This window comes from Streptomyces sp. NBC_00178 (assembly GCF_036206005.1).
Taxonomy (GTDB): domain Bacteria; phylum Actinomycetota; class Actinomycetes; order Streptomycetales; family Streptomycetaceae; genus Streptomyces.
This window is the reverse complement of the sequence record NZ_CP108143.1, coordinates 612,461-636,874: the sequence shown is the minus strand read 5'-3', so window position 1 is coordinate 636,874 and position 24,414 is coordinate 612,461. Positions and strand designations below refer to the sequence as shown.

Here is a 24,414-nt window from a genome sequence, read left to right as displayed (position 1 = left end):
GGGAGACCGCATGCGCCTGCGCGCCCGCTGGGCACCTGCCGCCCTACTGCTGATCGCACCCCTGATCGGCACCACCACGGCCACGGCCGACACCGGCGAGGCCCTCGTGCCGGTGCAGAAGTCGCCCCGGGCCGTTCCCGGGCAGTACATCGTCACCCTCTCCGCCGAGCAGGCGCCGCAGGCCATGGCCGAGCAGCTCGGGGTCAGCACCCTGTTCACCTACAGCAAGGTGCTGCACGGGTTCGCGGCCTCGCTGACGCCCGCGCAGCTCGAGCAGGTGCGCGGCACGGCGGGCGTCTCGGCCGTCGAGGAGAACAGCGAGGCGTCCGTCTCGCCGCCCGACGCGGCGTCCTCGGCGGCCGGCCTGGTCGCCGCCTCCAGCTGGGGGCAGGACCGCATCGACCAGCGGAAGCTGCCGCTGGACGGCACGTACGCCGCGACCGGGCGGGGCGAGGGGGTGACCGCCTACATCCTGGACACCGGCATCGAGTCCGGGAACACCGAGTTCGGCGCCCGGGTGGGCTCCGGCTACGACGCGGTGGGCGACGGCCGCAACGGTGAGGACTGCAACGGCCACGGCACCCACGTGGCCGGAACCGTGGCCGGTGCGACGTACGGTGTCGCCCCCGACGCCTCGCTCGTGCCCGTCCGGGTGCTCGACTGCGAGGGTTCGGGCTCCTGGGCCGGGATCATCGCGGGTCTCGACTGGATCGCGCAGAACGCCGAGCAGCCGGCCGTGGTCAACGCCTCCCTCGGGGGCCCGGCGTCGTCGGCGGTCGACGACGCGTTCGACGCGCTGGCGGCCGAGGGCACCCTGCCCGTCGTCGCGGCGGGCAACGAGAACCAGGACGCCTGCGACGTCTCCCCGGCGCGCGCCGACGGTGTGCTCGCCGTGGGTGCCAGCGACAAGCAGGACCGGCAGGCGACGTTCAGCAACTGGGGCACCTGCGTGCAGACCTATGCCCCCGGGGTGAGCATCGTGTCCGCGAAGCTCGGCGGAGGGTCCACCACACTGAGCGGTACGTCCATGGCGAGCCCCCATGTCGCCGGTGTCGCCGCCCTCTACAAGGAGCAGAACCCGGACGCCACGCCGCAGGCGGTGACCGACTGGCTCGCCGCCGAGGCCACCCCGGACGTCCTGACCGGCCTGGGCTCCGGCTCGCCCGACCGGCTGCTGTACACCGGCGGGCTCTGACCCCGCCGGACACCCTCACCGGAGCGGGGCCCGCGGCAGGCGGGCCCCGCTCTTCGTCGTGCCGTGGAGCTGGGGCTTTCTGCCGCCTTGCGGCTTCACGCAAGCAGCTTGCGTGAGTTGCGTAGCCCTTTCACGCCCTGAATCTGTCATCGAAACCCCGCAAGTAAGCGCCTCTGCACAGTCTTTGTGGCCGCGCAGTCACGCGCCTCTGTGTTCCGGTTTCTGTCCCAACAGTGGACGCTCTCGCAGTTCTCTGCAACTCTCTGACCGCTCTACGCAAAACACAGCTGAGTACGTGCACAAACGAGCGTCACTGAACCGCACAGACAGAGCCGCGCTCTCGGCGTGTCCCGCGCCGAGGCCGAAGATCGGGGACTTATGAGAGCCCAACGCTGGAGACTGCGGGCCCTTTCCGCCGTGGTCACGACCAGTCTTCTGATGATCGGATGGCCGGCGCTCACCGCGTCGGCGGCCGACGGACCCAACATCGCCTCGGGCCGCCCCGCGGCGGCGAGCAGCGCCGGGGAGTACGCCGCCCGGAACGTGACGGACGGCAACCAGGCGACGTACTGGGAGGGCACGGGCGGCACGCTCCCGCAGTGGGTGCAGACCGACCTCGGGTCCACGGCCCGGGTCGACGAGGTGAGGCTGAAACTCCCCGCGGGCTGGGAGAGCAGGCAGCAGACCCTGTCCCTGCAGGGAAGCGCCGACGGCACCAGCTTCTCGACGCTCAAGACGTCCGCCGCCTACACCTTCAGCCCCGGCGCCTCCAACGAGGTGCGGATCTCCTTCCCGGCCACGCAGACCCGGTTCGTCCGGGTGAACATCACGGCCAACACGGGCTGGCAGAACGCCCAGCTCTCCGAACTCGAGGTCCGGGCCGCCGGGGAGTCGTCGGGCAACCTCGCCGCGGGCCGGACGCTCACCGCCAGCAGCTACACCGAGGTCTACGTCGCCTCCAACGGCAACGACGGCAACCGTGCCAGCTACTGGGAGAGCAGGAACAACGCACTCCCGCAGTGGATCCAGGCCGACCTGGGCTCCTCGGTACGGGTCGACCGCGTGGTGCTCCGGCTCCCCGACGGCTGGGGTGAGCGGACGCAGACGCTGAAGCTCCAGGGCAGCACCAACGGCTCGGACTTCACCGACCTGACGGCGTCCAGGGCCTACGCGTTCAACGCCGCGGGCGGTCAGGCGACGACGATCTCCTTCGACGCGACCACCACCCGCTACGTGCGGGTCCTCGTCACCGCGAACTCCGTCCAGCCCGCCGCGCAGCTCTCGGAACTGGAGATCTACGGCCCGGCGACCGGTGACACACAGGCGCCCAGCGCCCCCTCGGGGCTGGCCTTCACCGAGCCGGCCACCGGACAGATCAGGCTGACCTGGCAGGCGTCCTCGGACGACACCGGGGTGGCGGGCTACGACGTCTACGCCAACAACGTCCTGCTGACCTCGGTGGCCGGCGGCGTCACCACGTACACCGACACCCGCCCCGCCGGGGAGAGCGTGTCCTACTACGTACGGGCCAAGGACGCGGCGGGCAACGTGTCCGGCAACAGCAACACCGTGACCCGCGCGGGTGACTCCGGCGACACGCAGGCGCCCACCGCCCCGTCCGGCCTGGCCTTCACCGAGCCGGCCGGCGGTCAGATCAAGCTGACCTGGCAGGCGTCCACGGACAACAAGGGCGTCACGGGCTACGACGTCTACGCCAACAACGTGCTGCGCAAGAGCGTGGCGGGCGACGTCACCACCTACACCGACACCCAGTCCGCGGCCACCACCGTCAGCTACGTGGTCAGGGCCAAGGACGCGGCGGGCAACATATCCGGCGCCAGCAACACCGTGACGCGTAACGGCTCCACGAGCGGTGCCTCCAACCTGGCCGTCTCCAAGCCGATCACGGCCTCCTCGGTGGTGCACACGTTCGTCGCGGCCAACGCCAACGACAACTCGCTCACCACCTACTGGGAAGGCGCGGGCGGCAGTTACCCCAACACCCTGACCGTCAAGCTGGGCGCCAACGCCGACACCGAGAGCGTCGTCGTCAAGCTCAACCCCGACAGCAGCTGGGGCGCGCGCACCCAGAACATCCAGGTGCTCGGACGGGAGCAGGACGCCACCTCGTTCACCAGCCTGGCGGCCGCCAAGGACTACGCGTTCAGCCCCGCCACCGGCAACACGGTGACGATCCCGGTCACCGCCCGGGTGGCCGACGTGCAGCTGAAGTTCACCTCCAACACCGGTTCCGGCGCGGGCCAGGTCGCCGAGTTCCAGGTGCTGGGCACACCCGCTCCCAACCCGGACCTGCAGGTCACGGCGGTCAGCGCCGCGCCCTCGGCCCCCGTCGAGTCGGACGCCATCACCCTGTCCGCCACCGTCCGCAACTCGGGCGCCGTCGCGTCCCCGGCCGGCAAGCTGGACTTCCAGCTCGGCGGCTCCAAGGTCGCCACCGCATCGGTCGGCGCTCTCGCCGCCGGCGCCTCCGCCCAGGTCACCGCCTCCATCGGCGCGCGCGACGCGGGCAGTTACACGCTGGGCGCGGTCGTCGACCCGGCCGGCGAGATCATCGAGCAGAACGAGACCAACAACGCCTTCACCGCTGGCACTCCGCTGGTCGTGAAGCCGGTCTCCAGCTCGGACCTCGTCGCGAGCGCGGTCACGACCTCGCCCTCGGCACCGTCGAACGGCAACACGGTCACGTTCTCCGTGGCGATCAGGAACCAGGGCTCCGTGGCCTCCGCGAGCGGCAGCCACGGCATCACCCTGACCCTGCTCGACTCCAAGGGCGCCACGGTGAAGACGCTCACCGGTGCGCACAACGGGGCCATCGCGGCCGGCGCGACCACGTCACCCGTCTCGCTCGGCACGTGGACGGCCGCCAACGGCTCGTACACGGTGAAGGTGGTGCTCGCCGACGACGCCAACGAACTCCCGGTGAAGCGCGCCAACAACACCAGCACGGAGTCGCTGTTCGTCGGACGCGGCGCCAACATGCCGTACGACATGTACGAGGCCGAGGACGGCGTCGCGGGTGGCGGCGCCAAGGTCGTCGGCCCCAACAGGACCGTCGGCGACATCGCGGGCGAGGCCTCGGGCCGGAAGGCCGTGACCCTCAACAGCACCGGTGAGTACGTCGAGTTCACCACCAGGGCCACCACCAACACCCTGGTCACCCGTTTCTCCATCCCCGACTCGGCGGGCGGCGGCGGAACCGACTCGAAGCTGAACGTCTACGTCGACGGAACCTTCCTGAAGGCGATCGACCTGACCTCGAAGTACGCCTGGCTGTACGGGAACGAGACGGCCCCGGGCAACGACCCCGGCTCCGGCGCGCCCCGGCACATCTACGACGAGGCCAACGTGATGCTGGGCAAGACGGTCCCGGCGGGCAGCAGGATCCGCCTGCAGAAGGACGCGGCCAACACCAGCACCTACGCGGTCGACTTCGTCAGCCTGGAGCAGGTGTCCCAGGTCGCGAATCCGGACCCGGCGACCTACACGGTGCCGGCCGGCTTCACCCACCAGGACGTCCAGAACGCCCTGGACAAGGTCCGCATGGACACCACGGGGACCCTCGTGGGCGTCTACCTGCCGGCGGGTGACTACTCCACGGCCAGCAAGTTCCAGGTCTACGGCAAGGCCGTGAAGGTCGTCGGTGCCGGGCCCTGGTTCACCCGGTTCCGGGCCCCGTCCATGCAGGACAACACCGACATCGGGTTCCGTGCGGAGGCAAGTGCGAAGGGTTCGTCGTTCTCGAACTTCGCGTACTTCGGCAACTACACGTCCCGCATCGACGGTCCCGGCAAGGTGTTCGACTTCTCGAACGTTTCCGACATCGTGATCGACAACATCTGGAACGAGCACATGGTGTGCCTCTACTGGGGGGCCAACACCGACAACGTCACGATCAAGAACTCGCGGATCCGGAACATGTTCGCCGACGGCATCAACATGACCAACGGTTCCACGGACAACCACGTGACCAACAACGAGGCGCGGGCCACGGGCGACGACAGCTTCGCGCTGTTCTCGGCGATCGACTCCGGCGGCTCGGACATGAAGAACAACGTGTACGAGAACCTCACGTCCATCCTCACCTGGAGGGCCGCGGGTGTGGCCGTGTACGGCGGCTATGACAACACCTTCCGCAACATCCTCATCGCCGACACCCTGGTGTACTCCGGCATCACGGTCAGTTCGCTGGACTTCGGCTACCCGATGAACGGCTTCGGGACCGCACCCACCGCGATCGAGAACGTGTCCGTCATCCGGTCCGGCGGCCACTTCTGGGGGTCGCAGACCTTCCCGGGGATCTGGCTGTTCTCGGCCTCCAAGGTCTTCCAGGGCATCAGGATCTCGCACGTGGACATCGTCGACCCGACGTACAGCGGGATCATGTTCCAGACGAACTACGTGGGGGGCCAGCCGCAGTTCCCGATCAAGGACACGGTGCTCACCGACATCTCGATCACCGGCGCGCGCAAGAGCGGCGACGCCTTCGACGCGAAGTCGGGCTTCGGGCTGTGGGCCAACGAGATGCCGGAGGCGGGCCAGGGGCCTGCCGTCGGTGAGGTCACGTTCAACGGGCTGAAGCTCAGCGGCAACGCCCAGGACGTGAAGAACACCACCTCCTCCTTCAAGATCAACATCAACCCGTAAGGGGGGCGCACACCGTGCGGGCGGGGTACCTCCGGGAGCATCCGGGGGTACCCCGCTCGCGTAGCGCCCTTGCGCGTGGAAGTCCGTCTCTTGCGGGAGCGGAGACCGAATCGCGCTCCCCGAGGCCGCCCGTGGGCCCGTGGGCGAGCCCGGCTCCGCATCGAGACCGTCGGTCGCGGCCGCCGGGCGGAGAGCCGTCGGTGCCCTGCCCCGCAGGGTGCTGACGGCTTTTCACGTGTCTCCGAGCACCTCTCGGCCGGCCGTGTGCGGTCGTCTCGCGACGCGACGGCATCCGGTCCCGGCTCCCACCCCCGTACGGGCCCTCAGTGGCCTCCTGGGGCCCTGTGGGGCGTCGTCGGGCAGTCGTGGGCGCCGGCCTGGGGTCCGCCGCGGGCGCCACGCGGAGTCGAGGCACCTTCAATCCGCCGTGCGTCGCATGCGGAGGGATGTCAAACATTTACGAAAACTGCGCGAGATATTGCGCTCACATGTCGCCAGTGGTTGAGTGTGCCGCGCCCCGACAGAGAGAGTCGGCCGGGGCCTACCGTGCTCATGCCCGAAGGGGACCACCGATGAGAAGTGCTGGGATTCGCCGTACCCGCCGTGCCTCCGCGGCCGCCGTCGTCACCGCCCTCGCCCTGACCGCCCTTGCCTCCTGCGGCACGAGCAGCAGCGGCGACGGGAACGACGACTCCGGCAGCGGTTCGTCCGACCCGTCAGCGCCGCTCGACCCGAAGGCCAAGGTGACGCTGTCGATCGACTGCATGCCGCCGGCCGCGAAGGCGGCCGAGCTGCGCGAGTGGAACGAGGACGTCAAGACGTTCAACAAGAAGTACCCGAACGTCAAGATCGACGGGAAGTCGACGCCGGGCCAGTGCCTGGAGCCGCCGCGCTTCACGGCCATGCTCAAGGGCAAGTCGCAGCCCGACGTGTTCTACGCGTACTTCACCGACCTGCAGCAGGTGCTGGACAACGACGGCGCGGAGGACATCTCCGCCTACGTCAACGACACCTCGGTCCCGGCGCTGAAGGACATCCAGCCGCAGGTGCTCGACGTCGCCCGCAAGGACGGCAAGCTGTACGCGCTGCCGACCAGCAACTACACCATGGGCCTGATGATCAACCGGAAGCTGTTCACGCAGGCCGGCCTGAACCCCGACACCCCGCCGGCCACCTGGGAGGACGTCCGCGCCGCGAGCAAGAAGATCGCGGGCCTCGGCAAGGGCATCGCGGGATTCGGCGAGTACAGCGCCGGCAACAACGGAGGCTGGCACTTCACCGCCACGCAGTACGGCCTGGGCGGGGACGTCGTCGACGCGAGCGGCAAGAAGGCCGCCTTCAACGACGACAAGGGCAAGCAGGTCCTCCAGCAGCTGCACGACATGCGCTGGAAGGACGACAGCATGGGCAGGACGCAGCTGCTGAAGTGGGGCGACCTGCAGAAGCAGATCTCCACCGACAAGCTCGGCATGTTCCTGGCCGCGCCCGACGACATCGCCTACATGGTGCAGCAACTCGGCGCGAAGTACGAGAACTTCGGTCTCGGTCCGATTCCCGGCGCCCAGGGAACCCTGTTCGGCGGCAACAACTACATGATCAAGAAGGGCAGTTCGCCCGACAAGATCAAGGCCGCCGTCGCCTGGCTGAACTTCAAGAACCTCACCCCCGGCAAGGGCCAGTTTGAGTGGGCCCGCACCAAGGCCGACGCGCTGCCCGTCGGACTGCCGCAGCCGAACTTCTTCACCGGTGAGAGCAAGGCGAAGGACGACGCCGACCGCGTCGCCAACGCCACGATGCCCGTGCAGAACTTCAAGGCGTTCATGGACAACCCCGTCCAGGGCAAGGCCGAGCCGCCGAAGGCCCAGGAGATCTACAAGATCCTCGACAACGCGATGTCCGCGGTCCTGACCAACAAGGACGCCGACATCGACAAGCTGCTCGACACCGCGGAGCAGCAGGTGAACCAGGTTCTGGCGAACCAGTGACGGACGTGCGGGTGCCGGGCCGGGCGGGCCCGGCCCCGCATCCGGACCGTCCGTCTGCGAGCGACTGCACCCGCACCGAGGAGAGACCATGTCGGCCCCCACCCTGTCCACCGGGAAGGCGAGCGCGCCGCCACCCGGGCACCACCAGCGCCCCACCGGGCCGGACTCCACCCGCGAGGAGTTCGTGCGCGCCGTGCGCCGCAACATCTCGGCACACGGCTTCCTGATCGGAGCGGTGCTCTGCTTCTCCTTCTTCTCCTGGTATCCCATGGTCAGGGAATTCGTCCTGGCCTTCCAGAAGACCGAGGACGGCAGGACCACCTGGGCCGGCTGGTCCAACCTGAGCTACGTCTTCAACGACCCGGCGTTCTGGCAGGCCTGGCGCAACACCCTGCTCTTCACGGCGCTGGCCCTCGTCCTGGGCTTCGCGGTTCCGTTCGTCGTCGCCGTAGTGATCAACGAGTTCCGGCACGCGCAGGGATATCTGCGCCTGCTCGTCTACCTGCCCGTGATGCTGCCCCCGGTCGCCTCCGTACTGCTCTTCAAGTACTTCTACGACCCGGGCTACGGGCTCTTCAACCGCATCCTGGAATTCCTGCACCTGCCGGCCCTGCAATGGCTCCAGGACCCCGACACGTCCATGCTCTCCGTCGTCATCGCGTCGACCTGGATGAACATGGGCGGGGCCACGCTCATCTACCTCGCCGCCCTCCAGGGGATCCCCGGCGAGCTCTACGAGGCGGCCGAACTCGACGGTGCCGGGCTGCTGCGCAAGGTCTGGCACGTCACCATCCCGCAGACGCGGCTCATCCTGTCCCTGCTGCTGCTCATGCAGATCATCGCGACGATGCAGGTCTTCACCGAGCCGTTCCTGCTCACCAACGGCGCCGGCCCGGAAGGCTCGACCACCACCGTCGTCTACCTCATCTACCAGTACGCCTTCAACTTCAACAACTACGGCAGCGCGGCGGCCCTCGGACTCGTCCTGCTCATCGTGCTCGCGGGCTTCTCCGCGGTGTACGTACGCCTCAGCCGCAGCAGCGAAGACTAGGACGGGAGCACGACGATGGCATCGAACACGCTTGTCTCCCGGCGCGGGGCCCGCAACGCCGGCCGGCGCCGGGACATGGACCGGGGCCGCCAGCGGACCCTGATCTCACCGGCCCAGCTCGGCCGCCCCCGGGGCAGGGCCGTCTACTGGATCGTCTTCGCCCTGGTGGTCACGGCCTTCACCCTGGCGTTCCTCGGACCGCTCTACTGGATGGTCACCGGAGGCCTCAAGGCCACCCAGGAGGTCGTCCAGAGCCCGCCGACCGTCTTCCCGTCGTCGGTCCACACGGAGAACTACTCCCAGGCGTGGACCGTGATGGACCTGTCCAAGCTGCTCTTCAACACCCTGTACTACGCCTTCGGGGCGCTCGCCTTCCAGCTGGTCCTCGACGTGGCCGCCGCCTACTCGCTGTCCAAACTGCGCCCGGTCTTCGGCAAGGTCATCCTGGGCATGATGCTCGCCACCCTGATGATCCCGGCGACCGTGCTCGTGGTCCCGCAGTACCTGACGGTCCTCGACGTGCCGATCTTCGAGCGGAACCTGCTCAACTCGCCCTGGGCGATCTGGCTCCCGTCGGTCACCAACGCCTTCAACATCTTCCTGCTGAAGCGGTTCTTCGACTCGATCCCGGGTGAGCTCCTCGACGCCGCGGCCATCGACGGCGCCTCGCCGCTGCGCACCCTGCGCAGCATCGTGCTGCCGATATCGCGCCCGATCCTCGGGGTCGTGTCCATCTTCGCGGTGGTCGGGGTCTGGAAGGACTTCCTCTGGCCCATGCTCACCCTCCCCGATCCGGCGAAGCAGACCCTCAACGTGGGCATCTACTCGCTGTCCAACGGCGTCCCGCTCAACGTCCTCATCGCCGCGCTCACCATCGCGTCGGTCCCGACGCTGCTCATCTTCCTGCTCTTCCAGCGCAACATCATGAGCGGTCTCACCGCGGGCGGCCTCAAGGGCTGACGCCCCCCTCCGAACCACCGCCTCCCCACCAGCACTCCGCCTCCGGCCCACCCATCCACGCCCCGTGTCCGGGCCGGGGGCGGAGTACCTCCTGCCCGAAAGGAACGTCACGTGGCAGCCATCCGTCCGACCGAGGCCACCGCACCGTGGTGGCGCGACGCCGCCATCTACCAGATCTACGTACGCAGCTTCGCCGACGGCGACGGAGACGGCACCGGCGACCTCGCGGGCGTCCGGGCGAAGCTTCCCTACCTCGTCGAACTGGGCGTGGACGCACTGTGGTTCACCCCCTGGTACCTCTCCCCGCTGGCCGACGGCGGCTACGACGTGGCCGACTACCGCGCCATCGACCCCGCCTTCGGCACCCTCGCCGAGGCCGAGAAGCTCATCGCCGAGGCACGCGACCTGGGCATCCGCACCATCATCGACATCGTCCCCAACCACGTCTCCGACCGGCACAGCTGGTTCCGCGCCGCCCTGGCCGCCGCACCGGGCAGCCCCGAACGCGATCTCTTCCACTTCCGTGAGGGACGCGGCGAGCACGGCGAGATCCCGCCCAACGACTGGGTCTCCGAATTCGGCGGCACACCCTGGACGCGGCTCGACGACGGCCAGTGGTACCTGCACCTCTTCGCCCCCGGGCAGCCCGACGTCAACTGGGCGCACCCCGCGGTCCGCCAGGAGCACGAGGACGTCCTGCGCTTCTGGTTCGAGCGGGGCGTGGCCGGCGTGCGCATCGACTCCGCGGCCCTGCTCGCCAAGGACCCCGCACTGCCCGACTTCACCGAGGGCGTCGACCCGCACCCGTACATCGACCGCGACGAGCTCCACGACATCTACCGCTCCTGGCGCACCATCGCGGACGCCTACGGGGCCATCTTCGTCGGCGAGGTCTGGCTCCCGGACTCCGAGCGCTTCGCCCGCTACCTGCGCCCCGACGAACTGCACACGGCCTTCAACTTCACCTTCCTCTCCTGCCCGTGGGACGCCGGGCTCCTGCGCTCCTCGATCGACGACACGCTCGCCGAGCACGCCCCGGTCGGCGCCCCCGCCACCTGGGTGCTGTGCAACCACGACGTGACCCGCACCGTCACCCGTTACGGACGCGAGGACACCGGCTTCGACTTCGCGGCCAAGGTCTTCGGCACGCCCACCGACCCGGAGCTCGGCACCCGGCGGGCGCGTGCCGCCGCCCTGCTCTCACTGGCGCTGCCAGGAGCCGTCTACCTCTACCAGGGGGAGGAGCTCGGCCTGCCCGAGGCCGAGATCCCCCGCGAGCGGATCCAGGACCCGATGCACCTGCGCTCGGGCGGCGTCGACCCCGGCCGCGACGGCTGCCGCGTGCCCCTGCCGTGGTCCGCCGGCGAGCCCTACGCCGGCTTCGGATCGACGGGGGAGCCCTGGCTGCCGCAGCCGGAGTCCTGGCCCTCGTACGCGGCCGACACGCAGAGCACCGATCCCGCGTCCATGCTCAGCCTCTACCGCACGGCGCTGGGGCTGAGGCGCGCCGAACCGGGTTTCGCCGCCGCCCCCGGCGAGACCGCGGAGGGCCGGCTGAACTGGCTGCCGTCGGAGCCGGGCGTCCTGGCGTTCGCGCGCACGCACGGCCTGATCTGCGTCGTCAACCTCTCGGCCGGTCCCGTGGCGCTCCCCGACCACGACACGGTCCTGCTGACCAGCGCCCCGCTGGACCCCTCGGGCACGCTGCCCCCCGACACCGCGGCCTGGCTGCGCGGGGAGGGATAGCGGGGGAGCGGAGGCTGCGGCACAGTGGTCGTATGGACGATCTCAACGCTCTCGCCGACGAGCACCTGTCCGCGGCCCGTGCCGCGGCGCACGGGCGCAGCGCGCACCTGCTGCTGCGCCAGGAGCCACTGCGGCAGACGGTGATCGCGCTGACCGCGGGCTCCGCCCTGGACGAGCACAACGCCCCGCCCGCCGCGTCGCTGCAGGTGCTGCGCGGCGCCGTGCGGATCACCGCCGCGTCGGGGGACGTGGAGCTGGCGGAGGGGCGGCTCCACCCCATCCCCCAGGAGCGGCACGGGCTGCTGGCCCTGGAGGACGCGGTGGTGCTGCTCACGGCCGTCAACGTCTGAGCCGGTCTGGAGTACACCCGCGGGATCGAGGCATGAGAGAAAGGGAGGAGGCCGGGTCGTCGGACCATCCGTGACGACGCCCGGCCCTCCCGCTCCTCCGCTCCTCCTACGTCCCCCGGAGAATCCGCGTGCCCAGCAGGACCGACACCCCCCTCGCGGAACGCCCCCCGCGCACGGGCGGACGCACCGCGACGACGAGGCGGTGGCGCACCGCTCTGCGCCGGACGCCCGTCTCCTTGTGGAACGACGACATCTCCGACTGGGCCGCTGCCCTCACCTACTACGCGATCCTCGCCCTGCTCCCCGCGCTTCTGGTCACGGTCTCCGTCATCGGCCTGGCCAACCCCGGCGCGACCAACGCGTTGATCGCCGACATCACGGCGATCGCGCCGGCCGAGTCGGGCGCTGCGCTGCGCCGGCCCCTGGAGGCGGCCACCCAGGAGCGCACCGCCGTGTGGCTCCTCGTCGCCACGGGCAGTGTCAGCGCCATCTGGTCGGCGTCCAGCTACCTGGCGGTCTTCCGGCGGGCGATGCACGCCATGCACGACGTGAAGGACACCAGGCCGCCGCTGCGCCAGGTGCACATCATCGTGGCCTCGGCCGTCGGGCTGCTCGTCCTGCTGATGGCCAGTGCCTTCGCCCTCGTGCTCACCGGTCCCCTCGCCCGGTGGCTCGGCCGCCGCATCGGTCTCGCCCAGGCCGGTGAGACGCTCTGGGCCGCCCTCAAGTGGCCCGTGCTGCTCTGCCTGGTCGCCTGCCTCATCGTGGTCCTCTTCAACACCGGCCCACGCACGGCCCGGGGGGTGCGACGAGGGCTGCCCGGTGGTGTGCTCGCCGCGTTCCTGTGGCTGGTCGCCTCGGCCGGCTTCGCCCTCTACGCGACCCACGTCGGGAGCTACAGCAGGCTCTACGGTTCGCTCGCGGGTCTGGTCGTCTTCCTGATCTGGGTCTGGTTCGCGAACCTCTCCCTCCTGACCGGCGCCCAGTTCAACGTGGAGCTCGCCCGCACGGCGTGCCCGCGGGAGGGGAAGGCGTCCTGACCGGCCTGCGGGCCCCTTGTGGGAGCGCTCCCAAGGGTGGAGGATGCGGCCATGACCGAGGCAGCGCACGTACGGCCCTACCGCCCCGCGGACCACGAGGCCCTGGCGGACATCTGCGTCCGCACGGCCGACAACGGCGGTGACTCCCGGCACCTCCACCCCGACCCCTGGCTGATGCCCGCGCTCTTCGCGGCGCCGTACGCCCACCTCGAACCCGAGCTGGCCTTCGTCCTCGACGACGGCTCGGGGCGGGCCGTCGGCTACGTCCTGGGCACGGCGGACACCCGGCGCTTCGCCGCGGACTTCCGCGAGATCTGGCTGCCCCGGGTGAGGGACCGCTTCCCGGAGCCCGGGGGTGAGCCGCACTCGCCCACGGAGGCCATGACGGCTCTCCTGTACCGCCCCGAGCGCATGGTCCTCCCCGAACTGGACGCCCACCCCGCCCACCTGCACATCGACCTGCTGCCGGCCTGGCAGCGCAGGGGGTACGGCCGGAAGCTGATGGACACCTTCCTGTACGCCCTGCACAGCGGGGGCGTACCGGCCGTGCACCTGTCCATGGTGACCGCCAACACCCCGGCCAGGGCCTTCTACGACCGCCTCGGCTTCCGGGTGATCGACGTCCCCGACCCGGGGCCCCTGACCTATCTGGGGCGCTCCACCGAGGGTGTGGGACCGGCGGGCTGGGCAAGTAGTGGGTGGCGAGCCCCGGAGAGCGCCGAGGCCGCCCGTCCGGAGGGGTGAGACGGCATGGCCGAGCAGAGCGGGTGGAGCTTCGAGGACGACCGAGGCCGGCTGGCGGCGGCGGACCGCCGTCCGTCCAGGGTGCTGGCCTACATCCAGGCGGGCGCGACCCTCTGGGATCACGGTGTCCGCCCGGAGGGGATCTTCGGCTCGGGCCACGACGGCGCCGGGCCGGACCGGGCCAAGGCCGGCGGCCTTCCCCTGGACGCCGTCGACTACCGGGGCGCCGGTGACGACCTGGACCTCGACACGCTGTTACGCGGCCGGCCCGACCTGGTCGTCGCCGTCAGCTACGGCCACGGCCAGCTCTACGGTCTGGAACCCGACACCGCCAAGCACCTGGAGGAGAGCGTTCCGGTCGTCGTGATCGACGTCGGGCAGGCGCGCACCCTGGACCGCGTCAGCGAGCGGTTCGCCGCACTCGCGCGTTCGCTCGGCGGCTCGACGGACCCGGACGCGGCGAGCGGCCTGGAAGCGGCGCGCGAGCGCCTGCGCGCCGTCGCACGCTCCCATTCCCCCGGCGGCCCCCGCGTGCTGGCCCTCTCTCCCGCCGGCCCCGGGCAGGCCTATGTCGCGCGCCCGCGGATGTGGCCGGAGCTACGGGTGCTGGCGGAGCTCGGTGTGGAGCTGGTGTCCCCGCCCGAGGGGGCCGGTGTCAACTGGGCGACCGTCGACTGGACCCAGGCCGCGGCCCTGGAGCCGGGCGTCGTCCTGGCGGACATCAGGGCCAACGCCGTGCCCCTCGCCGAGATCGGGGAACCCGCGTGGCGGGACGCCGCCCCGGGCGTGCGGACCGTGCCGTGGAACCCGGAACCGCTCTGCAGCGCCCGTGCCCACGCGCGGTTCCTCGGACTCGTCGCCGACGCCCTGGAGGCGGCCGGCTGACCCCGGGATCCGGGCGGCCGCCCGCGCCCCGGGCAGCGGGGCCGCTGCTCCGTACGGACGCCCCGGATCGCGCCGCGCCCCGCCGTTCGGGAGGCTGGGACGCGAGATCCCCGTATCCCGAGGAGCAGGCATGCAGCAGGACAAGCACCCGTCGTACCGCCCCGTCGTCTTCCGCGACCGCTCCGCCGGGTACGCCTTCCTGACCCGGTCCACCGCGTCGAGCGACCGGACGATCGACTGGGACGACGGCAACAGCTACCCGGTCATCGACGTCGAGATCTCGGCGGAGAGCCACCCGTTCTTCACCGGGAAGGCGCGGGTGGTCGACACCGAGGGGCAGGTCGCGAAGTTCGAGAAGCGGTACGGGGAGGAAGGGCGCGGAGCCTCCTCCTGACCGCCGGTCCCGGGTCGCGGGGACGACCCCCTGGTCAGGCACGCTCCTGTGCACCGGGCAGAATCGGCGGCAGTCAGCACAGCACCCCGACCGCCGTTTCCCGCCGGGCACCGCAGCCCGCGTCCCCCACAGGAGACCCGCCACCCATGCCCGACAGCCCCGCCCTGCTGGTCATCGGCGAATGCGTCGCCGACATCGTCAGGACGCCGGGAGAGCCGGACCGGACCCATCCGGGCGGCAGCCCCGCGAACGTCGCGTACGGGCTGGCCCGGCTGGGCCGCGACACCACACTGCTGACCCAGCTCGGCCCCGACGCCGACGGCCGGCTGATCAGGGACCACCTCGCGTCGGCCGGGGTGCGGGTCCTGACGGACGGGAGCGGGGCGCCCACCCCGGCGGCCACGGTCGAACTCGACGACGAGGGCCGGGCCGCGTACACCTTCGCCATCACCTGGACCCTGGGTGACGTCGACCGGCCCGGCGAGCTGCCGCTGCACGTGCACACCGGGTCCGTCGCCACCGCACTGGAACCCGGCGCGGGCACCGTCCTGCGCCTCGTGGAGGACCTGCGGGCCACGGCGACCGTCAGCTACGACCCCAACGTGCGTCCGGCGCTGATGGGCGACCACGCCCACGCGGTGCGCCGCGCCGAGCACTTCGTCGCCCTGAGCGACATCGTCAAGGCCAGCGACGAGGACCTGCGGCGCCTGTATCCCGATGAGGCCCCCGAGAGCGCGGCGGCCCGCTGGGTGCGCTCGGGCCCGTCGGTCGTCCTGCTCACCATGGGCGCCGACGGCGCGCTGGCGTTCCTGCGCGACACCGTGGTGCGCGTCGGCGCGCCGCCCGTCCGGATCGAGGACACCGTGGGCGCGGGCGACGCCTTCATGTCCGGCACGCTCCACGCCCTGGCCTCGCACGGTCTGCTGGGCGCACGGGGGCGCGCACGGCTCCGGACGCCGGATCCCGCCGTCCTCGGTGACGTGCTGCGCCACGCCGTGGCGTCGGCCGCCGTGACCGTGGGCCGGGCCGGGGCGCTGCCTCCCGACAGGGAGGAGCTGGCAACCGCTCTGACCAGCGTGACCGCCCCCGGATGACAGGGTGTCCTCCCCGTGATCCGGTCGTTCAACTCGGTATGACCGTGACCCTTACCGACACCGCCCCGCCGTCCACCGCCGAGCTGCTGACCGGCGTCCTCCTCGGTCCGGACTTCCGCCGCGAACACGGCTTCTGGCAGCGGCTGATCAGCACAGAACCGTTCCGCCGCCCCGCCGGGGGAACACCCGACGAACGCCTGGCGGTCGCCTACGAGCGGCTGCGGATCCTCAACCGGTCGCTCGACAACGGCGCGCGGCTCGCCGCCGATCTCCGGGCGCTCGCGGCCCTGCACGCCTGGCTCGGCCCCGTGGACCCCGCGCTCACCACCGTGGCGGGCATCCACTACAACCTCTTCCTCGGCAGCCTGCTCGACCACGACCCCACCGGCCGCCGCGACCTCTCCGACCACCTCTCGATGCGGCGTATCGGGACCTTCCTCTGCACCGAGGTCGCGCACGGCAACAACGCCTCCGCCATGGAGACCACGGCCACCTACGACCGTGCGCGCGACGGGTTCGTCCTGCACACCCCGAACGCGGGTGCGCAGAAGTTCATGCCCAACACCAGCCCCGCGGGCGGCGCCAAGTCCGGGCTGGTCGCCGCGCGCCTGCTGGCCGACGGCGCCGACCACGGCGTACGCCTTTTCCTGGTGCGGCTCACCGACGACGTCCGGGCACTGCCAGGTGTGCGGGTGCGGCGGCTGCCGGCCCGGATGGGCAGCCCGGTCGACCACTGCCTGACGTCCTTCGACCGGCTGTTCGTCGCCCGGGACGCGCTGCTCGGGGACGACGCGGGGGACGGCCCCCGTGGGGAGTTCAGGACCGAGCCGGGGGACCGGCGGCGGCGCTTCCTGACCGCGATCGGACGGGTCACCCCGGGCCGGATCGCGCTGAGCGCCTGCGCGGCGGGCTCGGCCCGCGCCACCCTGGCGGTCGCCGTGCGCTACGGCGGACACCGGCTCATCCCGGGCTCCCGGGGCACCATGCCGGTGCCGGTCAATGCCCACCGGACCCACCACGGCCCGCTCGCCTCGGCCATGGCCACGGTCTTCGCCATGAGCCTGCTGCACCGCAGGGCGCACGACCGATGGGAGGCGAGCACGGGCGAAGCCGGCCGGACCGAGGCCGTGAGGCTCGTGGACGTGAGCAAGGCCTGGATCACCTGGCGTGCCCGCGAGGTCATCGTGCAGAGTCGCGAACGCTGCGGTGCGCAGGCCCTGCTGGAGAACAACGGAATGACCGAGCTGGTCACCGGGGTGGAGGGCGCCATCACGGCGGAGGGCGACAACATCGCCCTGTTCGCCAAGGCCGCCGCGGACATGCTCTTCGCTGCCGCCCCCGGCGAGGACGGCACCGGGGCCCCGGAGCCCGGTGATCTGCACGACCCTCTCTTCCTCGGCCGGCTGCTGGCGGCCGTCGAGGACATCTGGTTCGGCCGGGCCAGGGCACGCGCGCTGCGAGCGCCGGACGAGGACGCCCTCGGGCGGTGGAACGCGGCCTCGGGGCCGGCCCTGCGGGGCGTGGAGGCCTACGCGTACCGCGAGGCGGCCGAGGCGTACGCCGACGCGCGCCGTACGCTGCCCGACGGCGAGGCGAGGGACCGGGTGGCCGAGCTGGAGCGGCTGTTCGCCCTGGAGTGGGTGGCCCGCAACAGCGGCGATCTGCTGGCCGCCGGATTCCTGAGCCCCGATCAGGTCGAGTCCCTGGCGGAGAGCACCGAGGAACTGATCGCGGCCGTCGCCGCGCACGCCCCGCAGCTCGCGGACTCCTTCGCCCTGCCCGCCGAACTGCTCGCGGACTGGCCGATCGCCGGAGCGGACTACGCCGACGCCTATGACGACCCCGGCGCGCCGTGGCACACCGGTCCGGCGGATGCCCGGTGAGCGCCGTCCGCGCGGCACGCGTGCGGCTGGGCGAGAGCCTGGAGGCCCTCGGCCTCCGCGTCGTCCTGGTCGCCTACTGGGGGACGGTGTCGGTGCTGTCGCGCCGGTGCGCGAAGCCGTCGGTGTACCGCGGCGAATCGGTTCGCCCCCGCCCTCGCCCGTGACGCGTGCCCGGCGACGGGGGTGCCGGACGACGGGTCCGCCGGAAGGCCGTCCACGGAGCCGGCCCGTCCCCGGGGCCGGGGGCGAGCCACGTCCTTCGGCCGCGCGGGCACGGCGAAGGGGCGGTCCCGTGAACTTCCCGGGCCCGCCCCTCGCTGCTGCCGCGCGGCCGGTCGCCGCTGGGTGAGGGGGTCAGCGACGACGTCCCTGGCCGAACTCGCCGCCCATGTCCTTGCCGCTGCCCATGTCGTCCTTGCCGTCCGCGTAGTCGATCTTCTCCTTGCGGATCTCGGCGGAGACTTCCTTCTGTTCGGTCACCTTGCTGGTCTCGAGACGGACCCGCTCCACAGGGACCGCCTCCTTGCGGACGGTGGCTCGCTCTGCGTGGAGGGTGACTTCGACGTCCTGTTCGCCGAGGTCCTTGCTGCCCGTCGTCTTCTCGCCCGGCCTCAGGGGCTCGCGTACGAGACGGACCTCCTCGTGGGACACGGGGACCGTCCTGGTGACGTTCTCCGTGACGACGTACTTGTGCAGGCGGGCCCTGCCGCTCTCGTACTCCTCCGTGCCGACCTGGAGCTGTTCCTCGGAACGGATCATCTCCTCCCGGCCACCGGCAGCGGCCGAACGCTCGGCCCCGGCTCCCGCGAGCGGGCGCGACGTCGACGAGGTGTCCATGTCGCGGTGCTTCCCGGTGCCCGGCCCGGCACCCATGCCGGCCGTGGTGCCTGAGGTCTTCGCCTGGCCGGCCTTGGCGGTACCGGCCGCACCCGCTGCCCCGGCCGCGCCCGCGGCGCCCATGGCGGCGGTGCCCGTCCCGGACGTCGTGCGCGCGTCTCCGCCCGCACCGGCGGCCTTCCTGGTCAGCCCGTAGTGCCGGTAGAGCTCTTCCTCCTCGGCGACGGACAGGTGCGCGTCGGCGTCCACCCGGGGGGCTTCCTTGACGCGCTCCTTCGGATGCGAGATGTGCAGGTCGGAGCCCACGCGACGGGCTCCGGCGAGCGGCACGAAGCTCTCCTTCATGCCGAACATGCCGGTCTTGACCGTGATCCAGTCCGGCTTGCCGGTGTCGTCGTCGACGTACACCCGCCCGACCGTGCCGACCTTCTCGCCGTCACTGTCGAAGACGGTCAGACCGTCGAGCTCTCCGGAATCCGTGAAACCGTCAGCGGCTCCCATGCCGATTCCTCCTCGCCCGGGCGCGTCCTGAAGGTGGGTCCAGCAGGGGAGGCGCGTCCGGCTTCCATCGCGCCTCACCCGGTTGGACGCTGCAACTTCCCGGCCTGGGCGGCGGGCGGCCCGGGCCATCGGGGGTGGGCGGTGGCCCCGTTCCGGGCAGAAAACGGGCCTGCCACCCCCGTTACGCCATTCGGGTGAGGGTGCTCCCGGGTACGCCTGCTCCGGGGCGAAGGGCCGCCCGTATGATCGACGGGCCGCTGCCGGCCGTCGGCAGGCCGTACGCCCGGGGTGTGCGGGCGGGCCTTCACACCGGGGGTGCACCATCGGTTCCGTACGCGTCGGCCTGCCCCGGCAGCGCGGCGAACTCCTGTCCCGCCACGAGGACGGTGCCACCCTGCACCACCTCGTGTGGCGGCTCGGTCCCGGCTGGCGGGTGTGCAGCAGTGCGGTACTCGGCGGTGGCCTCGGACCGCGCGACTGGATCCTGAACGCCCAGGTCCCCGGCGGCTACCCCCGGCTCGACCCCGACCGCCACCTCGCACAGATCGCGGCGGCCGAGGCGCTGACGGGCCCCGGCGCCGGTCTCATGACCGCCGCCGACGTCACCGCGCACACCGTCGCGGACGACGGCGGTGCGACCGCGACGGTCACCAGCGGCCTCGGGGTGCGGGGATGGGCCGCCGGGCCCGCCGCGGGCACCGACGGGCCGCTGCCCGCCGGCACCGTGAACATCGTCGTCGTCCTTCCGGTCGCCCTGTCCGACGCCGCCCTCGTCAACGCCGTGGCCACCGCCACCGAGGCGAAGGTCCAGGCACTCGTGGACGCCGGACTCGACTGCTCCGGCACCCCCACGGACGCCGTGTGCGTGGCCGCTCCCGCACCGGAGTCCGGCCCCGGCGAACCGTTCGCCGGACCCCGCTCGCGCTGGGGCGCGCGACTCGCCAGAGCGGTGCACCGCGCCGTGCTGGAGAGCGCGCTGCGGCATGCTCGGGACGCACCGGCCCCCGACCGTCCCCGTACCGACGAGAGGAACCTCGTATGACCACCCCGCCCCCCACGGACGCCACCCCCGGCACGCCGACGGTCGCCGTCCTCGGCACCGGGATCATGGGCTCGGGCATGGCCGTGAGCCTGCTCAGGGCCGGGCTGGACGTCCGGGCATGGAACCGCACGCGCGCCAGGGCGGAGCCACTGGCCTCCCACGGTGCCACCGTGACGGACACCGCCGCGGAGGCGGTGAGCGGGGCGGACGTCGTCCTCACCGTGCTGAACGACGGCCCGGCCGTCGCGGACACGCTCACCGCGGCGACGCCCGGCCTGCGTCCCGGACAGACCTGGCTGCAGTGTTCCACCGTCGGACTCGACGCCACGACGGACCTCGTGCACCGCGCCGGGGAGCTGGGCCTGGTCTATCTCGACGCCCCCGTGTCGGGCACGAAGGAGCCGGCGGAACAGGGCGCCCTCACGGTCTTCGTCGCAGGCCCGGCCGAAGCCCGCGCGACGGCGCAGCCCGTGCTGGACGCGATCGGCAGGCGCACCGTGTGGGTCGGGGAGGAGCCCGGAGACGCCACCCGGCTCAAGCTCGTGGCCAACACCTGGGTGATCAACATGGTCAACAGCGTGGCCGAATGCCTCAACCTCGCCGAGGGTCTGGGCCTCGACCCGCGGCTGTTCCTGGACGCGATGAAGGGCGGTCCGCTGGACACGCCCTACCTGCAGGGCAAGTCGGCGGCCGTGCTCTCCGGCGACCTCAGCCCGAGCTTCGCCCTCTCCACGGCGCTCAAGGACTCCCGGCTGATCCTCGATGCCGCCGAGGCGTCGGGAGTGAGGCTGGACCTGGTCGCCGCCTCCGCCGAGCGGTTCACGAGGGCGGAGGCGGCCGGGCACGGCGGGCAGGACATGATCGCCACGTACTTCGCGGGCCGCGCCGAAGGGCGCGACGACGAGGGTTCTTCGTGACGAAGCCGAACAGCGCCCCGCCGCAGCGTTCCTGACGCGCAGTCATCGCTGCGCCGGGGCGGCTGGTCAGACGACGGTCACGGGGTGCCTCACCACCGCGTCGAAGAGATAGCCCTGGGTGTTGTGGGCGGCCGTCACGGGCTGGGTGCGGCCCGACCGGTCCGTCGCGCGGGCGAGGAGCACCCCGGGCCCCGTCGTCCGCGGGACCCAGTCGGCGGTCCAGCGCACCCAGCTCCCCGCACGCGGCTCGTCGCGCAGCCGGGCCCGGCGCCACACGGCGCCGCCGTCCGTGCTCACCTCGACACGGCGCACCGGAGCACCGCCCGACCAGGACCTGCCGGTGAGGAGGTGCCTGCGACGGGCGGCGAACGAGGCGCCGGGGGCGAGCTCGAAGGCGCTCTTGAGCGTCTGCCGGGTGAGGGGCGCGCTGCCCTCCGGCGGGTGGCCGGGGCCGAACAGCCGGTACAGGCCGGTGTTCCAGGGAGTCAGCAGCGGTTCCGCGCTCACCTCGATGTCGCCCACCCACTTGATGTTGGCGATGCCCACCCAGGACGGCACGATCAGGCGGACCGGGGCACCGTGATCGCGCGGCAGCGGTTCGCCGTTCATCTCGTACGCCAGGATCACGTCGTCCAGCGCCTTCGCCACCGGCAGCGGGCGACGGACCCGGCCGAGGTTCGTGCCGTCACTCACGACCTCCGCGTCCAGGCCGCGCGGCAGCACGTCCACGGCGCGCCTCCCGATGCCCGCCGCGCGCAGCACCTCGGCGAGCCGCACCCCGTGCCAGCGTGCCGTCCCGATCGCGCCCAGGGTCCACGCCGTACCGCTGACCTGCTGTCCCTGCTGAGAGGTGAAGAAGCTCCGGCCGTTGCCCGCGCACTCGACGAACGCCGTGCGGCTGACCGACGGCAGGGCCCGCAGTGCCTCGTACGTGAAGTCCACGGGGCCGCCCTCCAGCCCGTCGCCCCACACCGTGAGCCGCCAGTCCGCAGCGTCGATGAGCGGGGTCGCCGTGTGGTTGCGGACGAAGAAGCGGTCGGCAGGAGTGAGCAGCCCGGTGCCGCGCAGCGCCGCGAAGTTCGTCTCGGCGTTGGTGCCGCGCACGGTGAACACCTCCGGCGGCAGGGGCTTCACGATCCCCGCCGGAGCGACCGCCGCGCGGGCGGCCGGGGCGCCGGCGGGCAGCAGCGGCGCGGCGAGCGAGGCGGCTGTGATCAGGCGCAGCAGATCGCGGCGATCGACACCGGCGCTTCTCGCGCGGCCTCGGGACCACTGCCGAAGCCGCATCCGGTCGTACGCGGCTTCGGAGGGCGACGGGGAACTCATGGGCGCTCCAGGGGAGAGGCGGGGCATCTGCGGGCGGGGTGGAAGTGGTGCGGGGTTGAAGCGGTGCGGGGTTGAAGCGGTGCGGTGGTGGAGCTGTGCGCGGTGGAGCTGTCGGGGCGGGGCCGCGCGGGGGCGGGTGGAGCGGCCGGGGCGCTCCCGCGCGCGTGACTGCACGTGCCCGGCCTCGACCGTGTTCGCGCGGGCGCGGTGGCGACGCGTCGGCGGCGTACTGTCACGGACCGTAGGGGGTACGGAGCCGGGCTGGAAGCGGGTCGTGCACCTGGCCATGAGCCTGCAACGCGGCCGCAACAGACGCTCGCGCGGCGGGCCTTGAGGCTGGGGCGCCATGAGGGTGCACGGGCCGGTCCCGGCGCCGCGCGGCGTGCCGACCGTGTGGCGCCGGCAGACGGGACGCGCGGAACGGGAGACGTGCACGGGCGTCCGCGAGGCGTGCACGTGCGGCCTGGACACGTGCGTCCGGGAGGCGGCTTCCGCCACGGTGCGGCCCGGACACATCACGGTTGCCTCCGCGGGGACGCGGCACGGCCGGGCCGCGAGGGGAGTGGCGCCGGAAGCACGCTTGCACCGGAACACGAGGAACCGCCCCACCGGTACGGGGGAGCCCGGTGGGGCGGCCGTACCCAGGGTGCCACAGCGAGAGGGCCGTTGGGGACGGATCGGCCTCCGCGGTACACGAATGACCGAACCCTCCACGTATCCGCCCCCTACTCCACCTTCCCGGCCCCGACGGTCCCACGGCCGGCCCCGGCGTGGACGTGAGGGAGAGCGCGTTCGTTGCGCTCACGTGAACAGTCCGGCGGCCAGGGAACAGGTGCAGGGTGAATCGGCTTTTCTCCAGATGTCGCCGGCTGCCGATACCGACCGGAGTGAGAAAGCCATGCCCGAGGCCACCCGCCCACCCGCCATCCCGTCCGCGAGCCCGCCCGCCGAGGCGGACCCCGCCGGGGCCGCAGCGTCGCCGGCGGAGCCGTCGCCGGGCGCGCGCCCCGCCGATGCCCCGGGAGCGGGGTCCCCGGGAGCGGGGTCCCCGGGACACCCCCTGGACAACCCGGCCCGCTCCTCGCTGACCGGGCCCCATGCCCGCTTCGCCGAACGGCGCGGGCGCGTCCTGCGCTACCACCCCGACGTCACGCCCTGGCTCGCCCTGCCGGACGACCCGGGGCCCCAGGACTGGGCCGATGTGGCCGCCCTCGCGGGGGCCGGTGCCCACCTCACCCTCACCGCCTTCCGCGAGCCGCCGCCGACCGACTGGGAGATCGTGTTCCATGCCACGGGGGTGCAGATGGTGGACGACTCCGTGGCCGCCGAACCCGATCGAGAGGCGTCGCCCCTCGGCCCCGCCGACGTACCCGAGATGCTCGACCTGGTCGCCCGCACCCGCCCCGGCCCCTTCCTCCCCCGCACCGTGGAACTCGGCACCTACCTCGGCATCCGCCGTGCCGGAGTCCTGGTCGCGATGGCGGGGGAGCGGCTGCACCCCTCCGGCTGGACGGAGATCAGTGCCGTCTGCACCGACGAGTCGGTGCGCGGCCAGGGGCTCGCCGGCCGGCTGGTCCGGGCCGTCGCCCACGGCATCCGCGAACGCGGCGAGACGCCCTTCCTGCACGCGGCCGCGTCGAACACCTCGGCCATCCGCCTGTACGAGAACCTCGGCTTCACCCTGCGCCGTACGACGTCGTTCCTCTCCGCGATCGTGCCGGCCGGCGTCCCCGTGCCCGGCGACGTCAGGACCCCTGACCGGAGGGCGGGTAACTTGGAACAAGTGGGCCGATAGCCGA

The 24,414-nt window shown here is 72.0% G+C and carries 19 protein-coding genes; 17 read left to right on the top strand and 2 right to left on the bottom strand.

Features of this window, described 5'->3' with window-relative positions; genetic code table 11:
• Nucleotides 1-10: 10 nt before the first annotated feature.
• The 14 genes from OHT61_RS02635 to OHT61_RS02570 all read left to right on the top strand — a co-directional run bounded on the left by OHT61_RS02635 (nt 11) and on the right by OHT61_RS02570 (nt 18,156).
• The gene (locus OHT61_RS02635; RefSeq protein ID WP_329034682.1) at nt 11-1,195 is read left to right on the top strand and encodes a S8 family peptidase; all 1,185 of its coding nucleotides are present in this window, start codon (nt 11-13) and stop codon (nt 1,193-1,195) included.
• 378 nt (nt 1,196-1,573) lie between these two features.
• The gene (locus tag OHT61_RS02630) at nt 1,574-5,860 is read left to right on the top strand and encodes a discoidin domain-containing protein (protein ID WP_329034680.1); all 4,287 of its coding nucleotides are present in this window, start codon (nt 1,574-1,576) and stop codon (nt 5,858-5,860) included.
• Nucleotides 5,861-6,432: 572 nt separating this feature from the next.
• Entirely contained in the window at nt 6,433-7,845 is a 1,413-nt protein-coding gene (locus OHT61_RS02625) for an extracellular solute-binding protein (protein WP_329034678.1), read from the top strand.
• Between the two features lie 88 nt (nt 7,846-7,933).
• A complete protein-coding gene (locus OHT61_RS02620) occupies nt 7,934-8,896 on the top strand; it encodes a carbohydrate ABC transporter permease (protein ID WP_329034677.1) in 963 nt (320 codons plus the stop codon).
• A gap of 75 nt (nt 8,897-8,971) precedes the next feature.
• Nucleotides 8,972-9,856 carry a carbohydrate ABC transporter permease gene (locus OHT61_RS02615; RefSeq protein WP_329043065.1) on the top strand — a complete coding sequence of 295 codons (885 nt, stop codon included), beginning with the start codon at nt 8,972-8,974 and terminating at the stop codon, nt 9,854-9,856.
• A 111-nt stretch (nt 9,857-9,967) separates the two neighbouring features.
• Nucleotides 9,968-11,602 carry a glycoside hydrolase family 13 protein gene (locus OHT61_RS02610; protein ID WP_329034676.1) on the top strand — a complete coding sequence of 545 codons (1,635 nt, stop codon included), beginning with the start codon at nt 9,968-9,970 and terminating at the stop codon, nt 11,600-11,602.
• 32 nt (nt 11,603-11,634) lie between these two features.
• On the top strand, nt 11,635-11,952 hold the full coding sequence (locus tag OHT61_RS02605) for a cupin (RefSeq protein WP_327121503.1): 318 nt from the start codon (nt 11,635-11,637) through the stop codon (nt 11,950-11,952).
• Nucleotides 11,953-12,080: 128 nt separating this feature from the next.
• Entirely contained in the window at nt 12,081-12,992 is a 912-nt protein-coding gene (locus tag OHT61_RS02600; RefSeq protein ID WP_329034673.1) for a YihY/virulence factor BrkB family protein, read from the top strand.
• Between the two features lie 51 nt (nt 12,993-13,043).
• Complete coding sequence (locus tag OHT61_RS02595; protein ID WP_329034671.1) at nt 13,044-13,736, top strand: GNAT family N-acetyltransferase; 693 nt, start codon at nt 13,044-13,046, stop codon at nt 13,734-13,736.
• Nucleotides 13,737-13,742: 6 nt separating this feature from the next.
• The gene (locus OHT61_RS02590) at nt 13,743-14,621 is read left to right on the top strand and encodes an ABC transporter substrate-binding protein (RefSeq protein ID WP_329034668.1); all 879 of its coding nucleotides are present in this window, start codon (nt 13,743-13,745) and stop codon (nt 14,619-14,621) included.
• A gap of 130 nt (nt 14,622-14,751) precedes the next feature.
• Nucleotides 14,752-15,015 carry a type B 50S ribosomal protein L31 gene (locus OHT61_RS02585; RefSeq protein ID WP_329034666.1) on the top strand — a complete coding sequence of 88 codons (264 nt, stop codon included), beginning with the start codon at nt 14,752-14,754 and terminating at the stop codon, nt 15,013-15,015.
• A 146-nt stretch (nt 15,016-15,161) separates the two neighbouring features.
• The gene (locus tag OHT61_RS02580; protein WP_329034664.1) at nt 15,162-16,109 is read left to right on the top strand and encodes a carbohydrate kinase family protein; all 948 of its coding nucleotides are present in this window, start codon (nt 15,162-15,164) and stop codon (nt 16,107-16,109) included.
• Between the two features lie 38 nt (nt 16,110-16,147).
• A complete protein-coding gene (locus OHT61_RS02575) occupies nt 16,148-17,992 on the top strand; it encodes an acyl-CoA dehydrogenase family protein (RefSeq protein WP_329034662.1) in 1,845 nt (614 codons plus the stop codon).
• The gene (locus tag OHT61_RS02570; RefSeq protein ID WP_329034660.1) at nt 17,989-18,156 is read left to right on the top strand and encodes a hypothetical protein; all 168 of its coding nucleotides are present in this window, start codon (nt 17,989-17,991) and stop codon (nt 18,154-18,156) included. Before OHT61_RS02575 ends, OHT61_RS02570 begins: the two co-directional genes overlap by 4 nt.
• A 190-nt stretch (nt 18,157-18,346) precedes the next feature.
• Here the strand turns inward: OHT61_RS02570 and OHT61_RS02565 are convergent, their stop codons facing one another.
• Entirely contained in the window at nt 18,347-19,330 is a 984-nt protein-coding gene (locus tag OHT61_RS02565; protein ID WP_329034658.1) for a PRC and DUF2382 domain-containing protein, read from the bottom strand.
• A gap of 343 nt (nt 19,331-19,673) precedes the next feature.
• On the opposite strand from OHT61_RS02565, the gene OHT61_RS02560 reads away from it, so the two are divergent.
• Both OHT61_RS02560 and OHT61_RS02555 read left to right on the top strand, forming a co-directional pair.
• Nucleotides 19,674-20,372: an adenosylcobinamide amidohydrolase gene (locus OHT61_RS02560; RefSeq protein ID WP_329043064.1), complete on the top strand. Its 699-nt coding sequence runs from the start codon at nt 19,674-19,676 to the stop codon at nt 20,370-20,372.
• Nucleotides 20,369-21,289 (top strand): NAD(P)-dependent oxidoreductase, encoded by a 921-nt coding sequence (locus OHT61_RS02555; RefSeq protein WP_329034656.1) that lies wholly within the window; start codon nt 20,369-20,371, stop codon nt 21,287-21,289. The genes OHT61_RS02560 and OHT61_RS02555 overlap by 4 nt, the downstream gene beginning before the upstream one ends.
• A 66-nt stretch (nt 21,290-21,355) precedes the next feature.
• Here OHT61_RS02555 and OHT61_RS02550 read toward each other — a convergent pair whose 3' ends face one another.
• On the bottom strand, nt 21,356-22,615 hold the full coding sequence (locus OHT61_RS02550; RefSeq protein WP_329034655.1) for a sulfite oxidase: 1,260 nt from the start codon (nt 22,613-22,615) through the stop codon (nt 21,356-21,358).
• Nucleotides 22,616-23,513: 898 nt separating this feature from the next.
• On the opposite strand from OHT61_RS02550, the gene OHT61_RS02545 reads away from it, so the two are divergent.
• On the top strand, nt 23,514-24,410 hold the full coding sequence (locus tag OHT61_RS02545) for a GNAT family N-acetyltransferase (RefSeq protein WP_329034654.1): 897 nt from the start codon (nt 23,514-23,516) through the stop codon (nt 24,408-24,410).
• Nucleotides 24,411-24,414 lie beyond the last annotated feature (4 nt).

Bases quoted from the DNA above. Each gene is read 5' to 3' on its own strand.
- OHT61_RS02635 (WP_329034682.1), top strand. From the start codon at position 11: ATGCGCCTGCGCGCCCGCTGGGCACCTGCCGCCCTACTGCTGATCGCA.
- OHT61_RS02630 (WP_329034680.1), top strand. From the start codon at position 1,574: ATGAGAGCCCAACGCTGGAGACTGCGGGCCCTTTCCGCCGTGGTCACG.
- OHT61_RS02625 (WP_329034678.1), top strand. From the start codon at position 6,433: ATGAGAAGTGCTGGGATTCGCCGTACCCGCCGTGCCTCCGCGGCCGCC.
- OHT61_RS02620 (WP_329034677.1), top strand. From the start codon at position 7,934: ATGTCGGCCCCCACCCTGTCCACCGGGAAGGCGAGCGCGCCGCCACCC.
- OHT61_RS02615 (WP_329043065.1), top strand. From the start codon at position 8,972: ATGGACCGGGGCCGCCAGCGGACCCTGATCTCACCGGCCCAGCTCGGC.
- OHT61_RS02605 (WP_327121503.1), top strand. From the start codon at position 11,635: ATGGACGATCTCAACGCTCTCGCCGACGAGCACCTGTCCGCGGCCCGT.
- OHT61_RS02595 (WP_329034671.1), top strand. From the start codon at position 13,044: ATGACCGAGGCAGCGCACGTACGGCCCTACCGCCCCGCGGACCACGAG.
- OHT61_RS02590 (WP_329034668.1), top strand. From the start codon at position 13,743: ATGGCCGAGCAGAGCGGGTGGAGCTTCGAGGACGACCGAGGCCGGCTG.
- OHT61_RS02585 (WP_329034666.1), top strand. From the start codon at position 14,752: ATGCAGCAGGACAAGCACCCGTCGTACCGCCCCGTCGTCTTCCGCGAC.
- OHT61_RS02580 (WP_329034664.1), top strand. From the start codon at position 15,162: ATGCCCGACAGCCCCGCCCTGCTGGTCATCGGCGAATGCGTCGCCGAC.
- OHT61_RS02575 (WP_329034662.1), top strand. From the start codon at position 16,148: ATGACCGTGACCCTTACCGACACCGCCCCGCCGTCCACCGCCGAGCTG.
- OHT61_RS02565 (WP_329034658.1), bottom strand. From the start codon at position 19,330: ATGGGAGCCGCTGACGGTTTCACGGATTCCGGAGAGCTCGACGGTCTG.
- OHT61_RS02555 (WP_329034656.1), top strand. From the start codon at position 20,369: ATGACCACCCCGCCCCCCACGGACGCCACCCCCGGCACGCCGACGGTC.
- OHT61_RS02550 (WP_329034655.1), bottom strand. From the start codon at position 22,615: ATGAGTTCCCCGTCGCCCTCCGAAGCCGCGTACGACCGGATGCGGCTT.
- OHT61_RS02545 (WP_329034654.1), top strand. From the start codon at position 23,514: ATGCCCGAGGCCACCCGCCCACCCGCCATCCCGTCCGCGAGCCCGCCC.